The following is a 13,512-nucleotide window of genomic DNA, read 5'->3' as shown; positions in this document are numbered from 1 at the left end:
GCTGCGCGGTGTTGCCCAGCCGCGCCACTGGGGTGTCGGACGACGAGCGTAACTCGCTCGCATCACGAGACGGTGTTACGAATCGAGCATCAGAAGGTGAGGACGGCCTTGCCGACCTCGCCGGCGCGTACCGCCGCCACCGCCTCGTTGATCTGCTCGAACGGGAAGTAGGTGATCAGCCGGTCCACCGGGAACCGGCCGGCGGCGTGCAGGTCGAGCAGCTTCGGCAGGAAGACCTGGGGCAGGCTGTTGCCGCCGATGATGCCGGTGACGGTGCGGCCGTTGAGGATGCTGCGCCAGTCGAAGCTCATCCGCTCGCTCGGCCCGACGCCGATGACGCCGCAGCGGCCCAGCGGGCCGAGGACCTCCACCGCCGTGCGCAGCACGTCCTCCCGGCCGGTGGTGTCGATCGCGACGTCGAAGCCGTGCGGGGCGATCGCCGCCAGCAGTTCGCGCGGGTCCCCGGCGGCCGAGTGCACCCCGTGGGTCGCGCCGAGCAGCCGCGCGGTGTCCAGCTTGCCGGCGTTGACGTCCACGGCGGCCACCACGGCGCAGCCGGCCGCGCGGGCGGCCAGGATCGCCGCGACGCCGACCGCGCCCGCGCCGAAGACGACCAGCGACGACCCGACCTCCGGGCGCAGCACGTTGAGCACCGCGCCGGCGCCGGTGCCGAAGCCACACCCGAACGGGCCGACGACCCGCAGGTCGATCTCCTTGGCGACGGGCACCACGGCGCGGGCCGGGGCGACCACGTGGGTGGCGAAGGACGACTGGCCCAGGAAGTGGCCGTTGACGGGCGCGCCGTCGCGGGACAGCGCCGAACTGCCGTCCGGCCGCCGCCCGGCGAAGTTCACGGCGTCGAACCGGCGACAATACGCCGGGTTTCCGCCGAGGCAGAGCGGGCACTCGCCGCAGGAGGCGAAGCTCATGGCCACGTGGTCCCCGACGGCGACGCCGGTGACCCGCCCGCCCACCTGCTCCACCACGCCGCTGCCCTCGTGGCCGAGGACCGCCGGGGTGGGGAAGAAGTTCGAGAACTCCAGGTCCGTGCCGCAGACGCCGACGCTGTCCACCCGCACCAGCACCTCGTCCGGCCCCGGCTCGGCGAGGTCGAGCTGCTGGAGGGTGAACGGCGCTCCCGCGCTCTCCAGCACCGCCGCAGTGATCCGCACACGTCCTCCCGGTCAACTCACAAAGCGAGACTGCATCTTGACATGTGAAACATGAAGGGTCAAGGATTCCCTCATGGCTGACCTGGACATTCCCCCCGCCCGCCAGCTCATCGACGGCGCCTGGGTCGCCGCCGCCGACCAGGGCGAGCTGCCGGTGCTCGATCCCGCGACCCGCGCGCCCATCCAGCCGGTGGCGCGGGCCCGGGCGGCCGACGTCGACGCCGCCGTCGCGGCGGCCCGCCGGGCCTTCCCCGCCTGGGCGGCGACCTCACCCACCGAGCGCGGGGCGATCCTGCGCCGCTGGGCCGACCTGATCGCCGCCCACGTCGAGGAACTCGCCGCCCACGAGGCGCGGGACGTGGGCAAGCCCCGCTCCGGCGGGCGTCTCAACATGTACATCGCGCACGGCATCGTCGACTACTTCGCCGGCGCGGCCGACAAGCTCACCGGCGTCACCCTGCCCACCCGCACGCCGGACTACTTCGGCTACACCCGCCCCGAGCCGTACGGCGTGTGCGCCGTGATCATCCCGTGGAACGTGCCCGCCGTGCTCACCGCGGCCAACGTCGCCCCGGCCCTCGCCGCCGGCAACACCGTCGTGCTCAAGCCCTCCGAGATCGCGCCGCTGGCCCCGTTCGCCCTGGCCGAGCTGGCCCGCCGGGCCGGCCTGCCGCCGGGCGTGCTCAACGCCGTCACCGGCCTCGGCCCCGAGGCGGGCACCGCGCTCACCGGGCACCGCGACGTCGACCACATCAGCTTCGTCGGGTCCACGGTGACCGGCCGGGCCGTCATGCGGGCCGCCGCCGAGAACCTCGTCCCCGTGAAGCTGGAGCTGGGCGGCAAGTCCCCGAACGTCGTCTTCGCCGACGCCGACCTGGACGTGGCGATCCCGGCGATCGTCACCTCGATCACCGAGAACGCCGGGCAGAACTGCTACGCCGGGTCCCGGCTGCTGGTCGAGGAGTCGATCCGCGCCGAGGTGGTGGAGCGGGTCGCCGCCGGCATGGCGGCCGTGCGTACCGGCGCATGGGACCAGGACCTGGACATGGGGCCGCTGGTCAGCCAGGCCCAGTACGACCGGGTGCGCGGCTTCCTGGCCGAGGCCCCGACCGCCGGGGCCCGGCTGGTCACCGGCGGCGAGTCGGCCGGCGGACGCCACGGCGACGGCTGGTTCGTCGCGCCGACCGTCTTCGACGGGGTCGACTCCGGCATGCGGCTGGCCCGCGAGGAGGTCTTCGGCCCGGTGCTGGCCGTGCAGGGCTTCCGCGGCGTCGACGAGGCCGTGGCGCTGGTCAACGGCACCGACTTCGGGCTGCTGACCTGCATCTGGACCAGTGACGTCTCCCGGGCGCTGCGGGTCGCCGCCGACGCGCGCAGCGGCCAGGTGGCGGTCAACCAGTTCCACGACGCCGGGGTGATCGGCTTCCCGTTCAACATGCAGAAGGAGAGCGGGTTCAGCCGGGGCGGCGGCTACGCGGCGCTGCGCGAGTACACCCAGGAGAAGGCCGTGGCGGTCCGCCTGCTCGACCGCCCACCGGCGTGACCCGGCCGGGCGAGCTTCCGGCGGCCCGGACGCGGCTGACCGTCGCGACCGGGCCGCCGCCGGCCGTGTTCGCCCAGGCCCTCGCCGAGTTGGCCTTCGGCGGCGCCGGCTGGCCGGGCCTGCTGGCCGCGCTCGCGCAGCGCGTCGGGGCGGCCTGCCGGCTGGTCTCCGAGGCCGGGGAGCTGCTGGCCGCCAGCGACGGCGCGGCCGGCGACGCCCGCGGCGCCGACCCCGACGACGTACGCCGGGCGCTGGCCGGCTCCCGGGCCGGCGGCGGGCCGGTGCCGGGGATCGTCGCGGGCCGGGTCCGCTGCGCCGACGGGTGGACCGGCCGCGCCGTGCCGGTCGGCGCGGGGCAGCGGCGGCTCGGCGCGCTGCTGGTGGCCGAGCCGGTCACCGCCGGGCAGCTCGACCTGGCGCGGGCCGCGACCACCGCGCTGCTGATCGACGCCGTACGCCGCGAGTCGCCCCCGCCGCCCGCCCTCGCCGACGCCGCGGCCGTGCTGCGGGCGCTGCGTGACGGCGTCCGCCCGCCCGGCCCCGGCGACCCGCTCGGTGCGGGCGTCCCGCCCGGCGTCGCCGGCTCCGGTGGGGCCGTCGGCCCGCGCGGGTTCACCGAGGCCGACCTGCTGCGGGCCGGGGCGACGCACGGGTGGCGGCTGGACCAGCCGCACGCGGTCGCCGGGATCGGTTACACCGGGGCCCAGCAGCGGCGCTGGGCGTCGGCGCTGAGCTGGCTGGACCGGCCCGTGCTCGCCGAGGGACGGCGGGCCTGGACCCTGCTGCACGGCGAGGACGTCGAGCGTGAGGCGACCCGGCTGCGGGCCCGGCTGGACCAGATCGTCGGCGTGGGGCAGGTGCGGGTGGCCAGCGGCGCGACGGTCAGCGGGGCCGCCCGGACGGCGGCGTCGTTCCGCGACGCGGACCGCCTGCTGAGCCTGCTGCTGCGCCAGCCGGACGCGCCGCCGGAGCTGTCGTTCGGTCGGGCCGGGCTGCACCAGGTCCTGCTGGCCGTGCCCGACGAGCGGCTGCGCTGGTTCGTGCGGCGGCACCTGGGGCCGATCGCGCACCGCGACGACCTGCTGCGCACCCTGGACTGCTGGCTGGCCACCGGGGGCAGCCGGCAGGCCGTCAGCGAGCGCCTGCACCTGCACCGCAACTCGGTCGGCTACCGGGTGGGTTTGATCAAGCGGCTGCTCGGCGTCGACCCGCTCGATCCCGACACGGCGACGGTGCTGCGCACCGCGCTCTCCGCGCGGGAGCTGCTGGCCGCGTCCGACCCGGGCTGACCTGCTGGTCGATGCCCGGTGAACGGTGCGCCGGGGACGTAAAGGCACGGCTTGGTTTCGCTGGCGTTCCTGTTTCGGTCAAGCCGTTGACATGCCGACGGACCGCAGGCAGAGTACGTCGCTAAGCAACGCGAATCACAATGCAAGACGCCATATTGATTGGCAGAGCGCCGGAGGGGTCCTGTGCGAGCGATGGTCCAGACGGGGTTCGGTGGCCCGGAGGTGGTGCGACTGCGCCACCTGCCCGACCCCGAGCCCGGCCCGACCGAGGCCGTCATCCAGGTGCACGCCGCCGCGCTCAACCACCTCGACCTGCTGCAGCGCAAGGGCCCCGGCCGGCTGCCCGGCTTCCGCCTGCCCCACGTCGCCGGGATGGACGTCGCCGGCCAGGTCGTCGCCGTCGGTTCCGACGTCACTACGGTACGCCCCGGCGACCGGGTGCTGGTCGACCCGACCGTCGGCTGCGGCGCGTGCCCCTCCTGCGCCGCCGGCCAGCCCGGCTACTGTCCCCGGCTCGCGGTCGTCGGCGGCAACCGCCCCGGCGGCTTCGCCGAGTACGTCGCCGTCCCCGCCGCCGTCGTGCACCCCGTGCCCGCGCACGTCGACCTCGCCGACGCCGCAGCCCTGCCCACCGCCTGGAGCCTCGCCTGGCACGCCGTGCACCGCGTCGGGGCCGTCCGCGCGGGGGAGTGGGTGCTGGTGCAGGCCGGCGCGAGCGCCGTCAGCATCGCCGCCATCCAGCTCGCCCGCCGCGCCGGGGCACGGGTGATCGCCGTGGCCCGCACCGAGGCCAAGCGGGCCCTCGCCGCCGACCTCGGCGCCGACGCGCTCGACCTCGACGAGCGGACCGTCGCCGAGGTGCGCGAGCGCACCGGCGGCCACGGCGTCGACCTCGTCGTCGACCACGTCGGCACCGCCACCTGGCCGGTCTCCCTGGCCAGCCTCCGCACCGGCGGCCGGCTGGCGCTGCTCGGCAACACCAGCGGCGACCAGGTGACCTTCTCCCTGGCCGACGTCTACCACCGGGGGCTGCGCCTGCTCGGCGCGGGCGCGTACGCCCCCGCCGACTTCGCCGCCATGCTCGACGCGTTCTACGCGGGCGGGCTGCGCGTGGTGCGGGCCACCGAATACCCGCTGGCCGACCTGCCCGAGGCGTACGCCCGGCAGGAGTCCCGCGACCTCGTCGGCAAGATCCTGGTGCGGCCATGACCGGGACCCCGCCGCCGACCCCGGCCGCCGCCGGCCCCGCCGACCTGCTGATCGTCGACGCCGAGATCGTCACCATGGCCCCCGGCCGCGAGGTCGTCACCGGCGGCGCGATCGCGGTCACCGCCGGCCGGATCGCCGCGCTCGGCCCCGCCGACGCGCTGCGCGCCGCGTACCCGGGCAGCCCGGAACTCGACGCCGCCGGCTGCGTGGTCGTGCCCGGCCTGGTCAACGCCCACCAGCACACCACCGCCGACCCGCTCGTGCGCAGCAGCATCCCCGACGACGTCCCCGCCCAGCAGGCCATCTACGACTGGATCGTGCCGCTGCACGCCGCCGTCACCGGCGACGACGACGAGCTGTCGGCCACCCTCACCGCCGTCGAGGCGCTCAGCTACGGCGTCACCACGCTGCTGGAGCCCGGCACCGTGGCCCACCCGCTGCGGGTCGCCCGGGGGCTGCGCGCCGCCGGCATCCGCGCCCGCGTCGGCGGCTGGGGCTGGGACACCCCCGGCGCGCCCTACGCGCTGCCCGCCGCCGAGGCCCTCGCCGCCCAGGCCGACACCGTCGCCGCGCTCGCCGGCGACGACCTCGTCACCGGCTGGATCACGCTGCTCGGGCACGACCTGGTCAGCGACGAGCTGTTCACCGGCGCCGCCGAGCTGGCCGAGCGGCTCGACGTGCCGATGACCTGGCACATCTCGCCGGGCCCGGACGACGTCACCGCGTACGCCGCCGCCGGCCGCGCGCGGCCCGTGCTGCACCTGCGCGACCTCGGCGTGCTCGGCCCCCGGCTGCTGCTCGGCCACGCCGTCTGGCTCGACGACGCCGAGCTGGCCGCGCTCGTCGACTCCGGCACCGCCGTCGCCGCCTGCCCCGGCGCGTACCTGCGCCTCGGGCAGGGCGTCAGCCGTGCCGGCCGGCACACCGAGCTGCGCCGCGCCGGCGGCCGGCTCGCGCTGGGCTGCGACTCGCACAACGCCGGGGACACCCCCGACGTGTGGCGCGCCGCCCGGCTCTTCGCCGGCCTGGAGCGGGACCGGGGCACGCCCGACCCGCTGCGCGCCGACGAGGTGTTCGCCCTGGCCACCATCGACGGCGCGGACGCCGTCGGGCTGGGGCGCACGACCGGCTCGATCGAGGTCGGCAAGGCCGCCGACCTGGTCGTGCTGGACACCCGGACCATCTCCTGGGCCCCGCGCGGCGACCTGGCCACCCAGCTCGTCTGGGGCGCGGCCGGGCACACCGTCCGCGACGTCCTGGTCGACGGTCGGCTGGTGGTCCGCGACCGGCGGGTCACCACCGTCGACGTCGACGCCCTGCGCGAGGAGGCCACCGCACGCCGGGCCGCCCTGCTGCACCGGGCCGGCATCGACATCCCCCATCGCTGGCCGACCGTGCCCGCGACCGAACACTGCGCGCGCCCGGCCGAGCCGGCCGCCGCAGCGCCCCCACTGTGAAAGGAAACGCACCATGACACTTCGTACCGCGAAGGGCCCGGCGGCGGTGCTCGCCGGCGCCCTCGCCTTCGCCCTGTTCGGCTGCGCGAGCAACGACGCGTCCGCGCCCTCGGCGGCCGGAACCGCCAGCGGCGGGACCACCCAGGCCGGCCAGCCCGACGTCAACGGCGACGGCAAGGTCGTCATCGGGGTGCTCAGCCCCGGCGACATCAACGACAAGGGCTACTACGAGAGCTTCGTCGTCGGCGCCGAGAAGTTCGCCACCAGCAAGGGCTGGCAGGTCATCAAGCGCGGCAGCGTCCCGGCCACCGAGGCGCTCGCCGCCGCGCGGGCGATGTGTCAGCAGGGCGTGGACATGGTCGCCCTCGGCGCCTCCGAGCTCAAGGACGCCATCCCCGCCTCCGAGGAGCCGGTCTGCGCGAAGACCGCCTGGTACGTGCCGTCGTCGGAGAACGTTCCGCAGACCGCGCGCACCGTCATCTCCAGCGACGACCCCAACCAGAGCATGCTGGCCGCCGGCTACGCCACCGGCCTGCTTATGCAGCAGAAGAACGCCACCAAGGCCGGCTTCGTCACCGGCATGGAGGCCGACTTCTCCGTCAACGCCGCCAAGGCGTTCAAGGCCGGCATCCGCATGGTCGTGCCGAAGGCCGAGCTGGTCACCACCTACACCGGTGACTTCAACGACTCGGCCAAGGCCCGGGAGGCCGTCCAGGCGCAGCTCAGCCAGGGCGTGAAGGTCATCTACCCGTACCTGGGCGGGGCCACCGACGCCGCCGCCAAGCTCGCCGCCGGCGGTGGGGCGATCACCCTGACCCCCGGCACCGACCGCTGCGACTCGACCGACCCGCGCTTCGACATCTCGGTCATCTTCGACCCGGGCGCGTACTTCGCCGCCGCCCTGGAGCTGTTCGCCAAGGGCGAGATGCAGCTCGGCACCACCAAGGTGTGGCACCTCGGCAAGGACGCGTACCCGACGGTCAAGATCTGCTCCCCCACCGCCGAGCAGACCCAGAAGATGGACGCCTTCATCGCCGACGTGGGTGCCGACAAGATCGACACCAAGGCGGAAGTCGCCAAGCTCGGCTCCTGACCCCTGCCGCTCGACGACCAACGAGGTGGACGGACTGTGAACGTTGACGACCAGCTGACGCCGGCTCTCACCCTGCGCGGGGTCAGCAAGCGTTACGGTCCGGTTGTCGCCTGCGACGCCGTGGATCTCGCCGTACGGCCCGGCGAGATCCACGGCCTCCTCGGCGAGAACGGGGCCGGGAAGTCGACCCTGATGAAGATCCTGCTCGGGCTGGTGCACCGGGACACCGGCACCATCCTGCGCGGCACCGAACCGATCGAGATCGACAGCCCGCAGGTCGCCGCCGACCTCGGGCTGGGCATGGTCCACCAGCACTTCAGCCTGATCGAGCCGCTCACCGTCTGGGAGAACGTCATCCTCGGCGACACCGGGCGGGTCGACCGGGCGGCGGCCTGCGCCCAGGTCGAGCAGGTCGCCCAGCGCTACGGGCTGCCCATCGACCCGCTCGCCCGGGTCGACCGGCTCTCCGCCGGGGAACGGCAGCGCGTCGAGCTGATCAAGTGCCTGCGGCGCGACCCGTCCGTGCTGATCCTCGACGAGCCGACCTCCGTGCTCACCCAGGCCGAGTCGGCCGAGCTGTTCACGGTGCTGCGCCGGGTCGTGCAGGCCGAGAACCGCGCCGTCATCCTGATCAGCCACAAGCTCGCCGAGATCATGGCCGCCACCGACCGGGTGACCGTGCTGCGGCGCGGCGCGGTGGCGTTCCACGGCACGACGGCGGACACCACCGCCCAGGAGCTGGCCCGGCAGATGGTCGGCCGCGACGTCTCGCTGCGCGCCGAGGGCGCGGCCCTGGGCCTGCTGCCCGTCGAGCCCCAGAGCCCGGCCGGCGCGCCGCCGTCCACCGACCCCGCCGGGGCGGCCCCGGCGGCGGACCCCACCACGCCGGCCGCGCTGCGGCTGCGCGGGGTGACCCTGCGCGTCGGCGGCCTGCCCGTCCTCGACGACCTGCACCTCGACGTCGCCCCCGGCGAGATCGTCGGCCTGTACGGGGTCGAGGGCAACGGCCAGGCCACCCTCGGCGAGCTGCTGTCCGGGCTGCTGGTCCCCGACGAAGGCGCCGTCGAGGTCGGCGGCCGCCCCGTCGAGCTGACCCGGCCGGGCACGCTGCACGAGGCCGGCCTCGGCATCGTCCCCGAGGACCGGCACCACTCCGGGGTGGTGCTCGACATGAGCGTGGCGGAGAACCTCGTCATGAAGTCCCTCGCCGGGGTCTGCACGCGCGGGGTGCTCAGCCGGCGGCGGATGCACCGGATCGCCCGCCGGCAGATGGCCGAGTTCAACATCGTGGCCCCCTCGCCGGACACCCCGCTGCGCAGCCTCTCCGGCGGCAACCAGCAGCGGGTGGTGCTGGCCCGGGAGCTGTCCGCCGGACCCAAGGCGCTGGTCGCCGCCCAACCCACCCACGGGCTGGACGTCGGCGCGATCGAAGACATGTACGTGCGGCTGCGGCAGGCCGCCGCGGAAGGAGTGGCCGTGTTGCTGATCTCCACCGAGCTGGAGGAGGTGATGGCCCTGGCCGACCGGATCGCGGTGATCTCCTCCGGCCGGATCGTCGGGGTCCTCCCCACCGCCGAGGCCACCGCGGAACGCCTCGGCATGCTGGTCGGCGGGGTGGCGCACTGATGGCCGCCACCACCGTCGCCGCGCCGCCCACCGGCCCGAGCGGCCCCGACGCCACCGGCCGCCGGCTGCTGCGCCGGCTCAACCCGGGCGTCGGCGGCTGGCAGGTGGCCGCCGCCACGGCGGCGACCGTCGCCGTCGCCCTCGCCCTGTCCGCCCTGCTGATCTCGGTCACCGGCGGCTCGCCGACCGCCTCGGCCAAGGCCATGTACCAGGGCAGCATGGCCAGCCCCGCCGCCTGGACCACCTCCCTGCTGTACGTCGCGCCGCTGCTACTGGTCGCCGTCGGGGCCTGCGTCAGCGCCCGCTCCGGCTTCTTCAACATCGGCCAGGAGGGGCAGGTGCTGATCGGGGCGCTCTTCGGCGCCTGGGCCGGCCTGCGCCTGGCGCTGCCCGGACCGCTGCTCGTCGTCAGCGTGCTGGCCGCCGCGGCAGTCGGCGCGGGCGCGTGGGCCGGGCTCAGCGCCCTGATGTACCGCTTCCGCGGCGTCAACGTCGTGGTCAGCACGATGCTGATGACGTTCCTGGCCCAGCAGCTCGTCTCGTTCGCGGTGAACACCCCGTGGCTGCTGCAGGAGTCCCGCCTGGGCCGGGGCACCCTGTCCCCGCAGTCCAACCCGCTGCCCGAGGGCGCGCGGATCAGCTCCCTCGGCGAGTACCCGAACCTCCAGATCAACGGCGGCCTCGTCCTGGCCATCGTCGTCGCGGTCGTGTTCAGCCTTGCGCTGGCGCGTACCCGATGGGGGTTCCGGCTCACGATGACCGGCCTCAGCCCGGCGGCGGCCCGGCATGCCGGCGTGCGCGTCGGCGCCCTCGGCGGGATGGCGCTGGCCATCTCCGGCGGCCTCGCCGGCCTGGCCGGGGCGCTGCTGCTGGCCAGCCCCGTCGGCACCAACCGGTTGCAGCCCGGCATGTCCCTCAACATCGGCTGGGACGGCCTGCTGGTCGCCCTCGTCGCCCGGAACAACCCGCTGCTGGCCATCCCGGTCGCGGTGCTGTTCGGCGTGCTCCGGGCCGGGGGCAGCTTCCTGGCCGCCACCGGGGTGCCGCCGTTCCTCGTCGACGTGGTCAAGGCGCTGCTGGTGCTGGCGTTCGTCGCGCCGCCGGTGGTGATCGACATGCTGCGCAAACGCCGCCGCGCCGGCGAGCCGGCGACCACCACGCCCGCCACCGACCCGGCCGTGAGCAAGCAGGACGCTATGGAAGGCAGTCTGGCATGAGCGCCGCCGACAACATCGCCACCATCCTCTCCAGCGGGGCCCGGCTCACCGTCCCCCTGGCCTTCGCCGCCTGCGGCGAGTACGTGGCCCAGCGCGCCGGCACCCTCAACATCTCCGTCGAGGCGATGATGCTCGGCGCCGCGTTCGGGTCGATCGCCGTGGCCAGCGCCACCGGGAGCGCCACCATCGGCCTGGCCGCGGGCGCGCTCGTCGGCGTGGCGGTGGCGTTCGTGCACGGCAACCTGTCGCACCGGGTGCAGATCAACACGTTCGTGGTCGGCCTGGTCCTCAACGCCCTCGTGCTGGGCCTGACCAGCTACCTGATCACGGTGAGCACCTTCACCGGGCACCAGGTGTGGCAGGTGAGCGTGCCGGTGCTGCGGGACATCCCGATCGTCGGCCCGATGCTGTTCGTGCAGCGCTGGCCGGTGTATCTGCTGCTGGCGGTCATCCCGTTGACCTGGTGGCTGGTGCAGCGCAGCCGGTGGGGGCTGGAGCTACGGGCCGTCGGGGAGAACCCGCAGGCCGCCGACGTGAGCGGGATCCACGTCAACCTCCGCCGCCGGCAGGCGCTGCTGTGGTGCGGTCTGCTCGCCGGGCTCGGCGGCGCGTACCTGGCCGTCGGCGAGGTCGGCTCGTTCAACCAGAACATGACGGCCGGGCGCGGCTACCTGGTGATCGCGGCCGTGATCTTCGGCGCCTGGCGGCTCGGCCGCACGCTGGTCGGCTGCGTCGTCTTCGGCCTCGCCGACGCGATGCGGCTGGCGCTGCCGGCGCTCGGGGTCACCATGAACTCGCAGCTGCTGATCGCCGCGCCGTACCTGCTGGCCCTGCTCGCGATGCTGGTGTTCGCCACCGCGCACCGCGAACCCCGGGCGCTGGCCCAGCCGTTCCAGCGCGGCACCACCTGACGCGGGCGGCAGCGAAACGGACGGGTGCCCGGTGCGCCGAGAACTGCTCTCGGCCGCCGGGCACCCGTCGTAGCGCTACTTCGTGGTGCCGGTCAGCGCGACCAGGGCGTTGGCGGTGCGGAAGTAGGGGTTGCGGCCGAGGTCGCCGACGGTGGTGATGTTGAAGGCGTCCTTGAGCAGCTTCGCGTCGCCGTCGCTGACCCCGGCGAGGGCGGACACCGGGGCGTCGACGATCTCGGTGAGGGTCTTGTCCTGGTAGGCCTTGTCGACCAGCTTGGTGAGGTCGGCGGTGACGGGCATGCACACTCCTTCGAAACTCCGGCCGGACGGCCCGGCCAGATGCGGACAAACCTGACAAATTAGATCATGAAACGGCGTGCGGATCCACAGTGGACCCGCCGGAGGCTCACTCCTCGTCGCCGCCGTCGTCCTCGTCGTCGTCGCCGAAGACCTCGTCGGCGATCATGCCGCCGGCGAAGCCGAGCGCCGCGCCGCCGACCACCCCGGCGGCGACCCCGCCCATGCCGGGCCCGTCGTGCCGCTCGTGGTGCTCCTCCTTGTAGTGGCCCCCGGGGTGCCCGTAGCCGGGCGCGCCGTATGCGGGCTGGCCGTATGCGGGCTGGCCGTAGCCGGGCGGCGGGGGCGGCGGCGGGTAGCCGGGAGCGCCGTAGCCCTGGACGGGCGGGGCGTAGCCGAGGCCGGCGTGCGGGCTCTGGTGGCCGTCGAGGACCTGGCGGATCCAGCCGTCGACCTGCGCGGCCCAGTCGCCGTGCTCGGCGCCGCCGTGGGCGACGTGATGGCGGCCGTACGAGTCATGGCCGCCGCCGAACAGGCCGCCGCGCTTGTCGAACTCCAGCACGACGTCGACGCCGTGCTCGTTGGCGACGAAGGTCAGCTCGACCTCGTTGACGGCGTGGGCGTACTGCGGGGCCGCGAAGTATTCGATCTCCTGGTAGAACGGCAGCGTCTGGTGCAGCCCGGAGATGTGGCCGCGTTCGAGGTCGGCGGCCTTGAACTGGAAGCCGAGCCGGCCGAACGCCTCCAGGATGCGCTCCTGCGCCGGCAGCGGGTGCACGTACACCGGGTCGAGGTCACCCTTGTCGACCGCGCCGCGGATGGCCACCTCGGTGCGCAGGCCCATCGTCATGCCGTGCAGGTGCTGCCCGTACAGGTCGGTCACCGGGGTCTCCCACGGCATCGCCACCTGGAACGGCAGGGAGAGGTGCTGCCCCTCCCGCAGGTGCAGGCCGCCGGCGACCTGGACGCGGTGGAACTCGACGAGCGCGTCGTACCCCTCCTCCGCGCCGTCGACCTCCACCCGGGTGACCAGGCCGACGGTGATGTGGTCGATTTCCACGTCGTGGCTGCCGCCGGTCAGGTTCACCTGCCCTCCGAGCAGCAACCCCGGGCGGGTGTTCGGGTTGGGCAGGACCGTGTCGACGCTCGGGCCACCCACCCCGAACGCGCCTAACATCTTCTTGAACACTCCGTGCGTCTCCCTTGACAGCCACCACGCGCGCCACGCGGGATTCGGCGGAACTTTCACCGGAAACCCTTGTGCCACAACGGATTCAGCGGCGTCCATGGTGGAAGCCGCTGCGCCGGGAAAGTACCAACTCAACCTGAGAGGTAGCTGAGTGCGCCGGTATGGCTACTCTTCGATGAGGTTGCGGGGGAGGGTGAAGACGAAGCCAACATCGACCGGTTCTGGCACCGAGCCGCCCGACTCGCCGGAGTGGAATCCTGAGCCCAGCCCGGAGATCGCGCTGACCTGCCCGTAGGGTCGACGACGTGACTTCTGCCCTCGACGCGCTCCCCAGGATCGGAGCACCCGCGACGCGGGCCCTGAACAACGCCGGCTACACGACCCTGCGCGAGCTGGCCGGGGTGCCCCGCGCCGAGCTGGCCAGGCTGCACGGCATGGGGCCGAAGGCCCTCGGGATCATCCAGCACTCCCTTGAGGAGCACAACCTGAGCCTGGGGTAGGGCACCCGC

The 13,512-nt window shown here is 74.3% G+C and carries 12 protein-coding genes; 9 read left to right on the top strand and 3 right to left on the bottom strand.

Features of this window, described 5'->3' with window-relative positions; genetic code table 11:
• Positions 1–89 precede the first annotated feature (89 nt).
• A complete protein-coding gene (locus ACVMYR_RS20265) occupies positions 90–1,172 on the bottom strand; it encodes an NAD(P)-dependent alcohol dehydrogenase (protein ID WP_077937490.1) in 1,083 nt (360 codons plus the stop codon).
• 73 nt (positions 1,173–1,245) lie between these two features.
• Here ACVMYR_RS20265 and ACVMYR_RS20260 point away from each other — a divergent pair, with 73 nt between their 5' ends.
• The 8 genes from ACVMYR_RS20260 to ACVMYR_RS20225 all read left to right on the top strand — a co-directional run bounded on the left by ACVMYR_RS20260 (position 1,246) and on the right by ACVMYR_RS20225 (position 11,517).
• Entirely contained in the window at positions 1,246–2,715 is a 1,470-nt protein-coding gene (locus ACVMYR_RS20260; protein ID WP_077937491.1) for an aldehyde dehydrogenase family protein, read from the top strand.
• Positions 2,712–4,004, top strand: a complete 1,293-nt coding sequence (locus ACVMYR_RS20255) for a helix-turn-helix domain-containing protein (protein WP_077937492.1) — start codon at positions 2,712–2,714, stop codon at positions 4,002–4,004. Before ACVMYR_RS20260 ends, ACVMYR_RS20255 begins: the two co-directional genes overlap by 4 nt.
• A gap of 192 nt (positions 4,005–4,196) precedes the next feature.
• A complete protein-coding gene (locus ACVMYR_RS20250; RefSeq protein WP_396790149.1) occupies positions 4,197–5,213 on the top strand; it encodes an alcohol dehydrogenase catalytic domain-containing protein in 1,017 nt (338 codons plus the stop codon).
• Entirely contained in the window at positions 5,210–6,670 is a 1,461-nt protein-coding gene (locus ACVMYR_RS20245) for an amidohydrolase family protein (protein WP_457122429.1), read from the top strand. Before ACVMYR_RS20250 ends, ACVMYR_RS20245 begins: the two co-directional genes overlap by 4 nt.
• Before the next feature lie 13 nt (positions 6,671–6,683).
• Positions 6,684–7,763: a BMP family ABC transporter substrate-binding protein gene (locus ACVMYR_RS20240; protein ID WP_396790145.1), complete on the top strand. Its 1,080-nt coding sequence runs from the start codon at positions 6,684–6,686 to the stop codon at positions 7,761–7,763.
• Between the two features lie 36 nt (positions 7,764–7,799).
• Complete coding sequence (locus tag ACVMYR_RS20235; protein ID WP_176734274.1) at positions 7,800–9,389, top strand: ABC transporter ATP-binding protein; 1,590 nt, start codon at positions 7,800–7,802, stop codon at positions 9,387–9,389.
• Positions 9,389–10,606, top strand: coding sequence for an ABC transporter permease (locus ACVMYR_RS20230; RefSeq protein WP_457122428.1), 1,218 nt, complete (start codon positions 9,389–9,391; stop codon positions 10,604–10,606). Before ACVMYR_RS20235 ends, ACVMYR_RS20230 begins: the two co-directional genes overlap by 1 nt.
• Positions 10,603–11,517 (top strand): ABC transporter permease, encoded by a 915-nt coding sequence (locus ACVMYR_RS20225; RefSeq protein ID WP_043963153.1) that lies wholly within the window; start codon positions 10,603–10,605, stop codon positions 11,515–11,517. Before ACVMYR_RS20230 ends, ACVMYR_RS20225 begins: the two co-directional genes overlap by 4 nt.
• Before the next feature lie 75 nt (positions 11,518–11,592).
• Here the strand turns inward: ACVMYR_RS20225 and ACVMYR_RS20220 are convergent, their stop codons facing one another.
• On the bottom strand, positions 11,593–11,817 hold the full coding sequence (locus ACVMYR_RS20220) for a hypothetical protein (protein WP_077937497.1): 225 nt from the start codon (positions 11,815–11,817) through the stop codon (positions 11,593–11,595).
• A gap of 106 nt (positions 11,818–11,923) precedes the next feature.
• A complete protein-coding gene (locus ACVMYR_RS20215; protein WP_457122427.1) occupies positions 11,924–12,991 on the bottom strand; it encodes a sporulation protein in 1,068 nt (355 codons plus the stop codon).
• 317 nt (positions 12,992–13,308) lie between these two features.
• Here ACVMYR_RS20215 and ACVMYR_RS20210 point away from each other — a divergent pair, with 317 nt between their 5' ends.
• The gene (locus ACVMYR_RS20210) at positions 13,309–13,503 is read left to right on the top strand and encodes a helix-hairpin-helix domain-containing protein (protein WP_077937498.1); all 195 of its coding nucleotides are present in this window, start codon (positions 13,309–13,311) and stop codon (positions 13,501–13,503) included.
• The last annotated feature ends 9 nt before the right edge of the window (positions 13,504–13,512 follow it).

This window comes from Micromonospora sp. PTRAS2 (assembly GCF_054052245.1).
This window is presented reverse-complemented; position numbering and strand designations above follow the sequence as displayed.

Coding starts and splice junctions, on each gene's coding strand:
- ACVMYR_RS20245 (WP_457122429.1), top strand. CDS start 5,210: ATGACCGGGACCCCGCCGCCGACCCCGGCCGCCGCCGGCCCCGCCGAC.
- ACVMYR_RS20220 (WP_077937497.1), bottom strand. CDS start 11,817: ATGCCCGTCACCGCCGACCTCACCAAGCTGGTCGACAAGGCCTACCAG.
- ACVMYR_RS20215 (WP_457122427.1), bottom strand. CDS start 12,991: ATGTTAGGCGCGTTCGGGGTGGGTGGCCCGAGCGTCGACACGGTCCTG.
- ACVMYR_RS20230 (WP_457122428.1), top strand. CDS start 9,389: ATGGCCGCCACCACCGTCGCCGCGCCGCCCACCGGCCCGAGCGGCCCC.
- ACVMYR_RS20260 (WP_077937491.1), top strand. CDS start 1,246: ATGGCTGACCTGGACATTCCCCCCGCCCGCCAGCTCATCGACGGCGCC.
- ACVMYR_RS20240 (WP_396790145.1), top strand. CDS start 6,684: ATGACACTTCGTACCGCGAAGGGCCCGGCGGCGGTGCTCGCCGGCGCC.
- ACVMYR_RS20250 (WP_396790149.1), top strand. CDS start 4,197: ATGGTCCAGACGGGGTTCGGTGGCCCGGAGGTGGTGCGACTGCGCCAC.
- ACVMYR_RS20225 (WP_043963153.1), top strand. CDS start 10,603: ATGAGCGCCGCCGACAACATCGCCACCATCCTCTCCAGCGGGGCCCGG.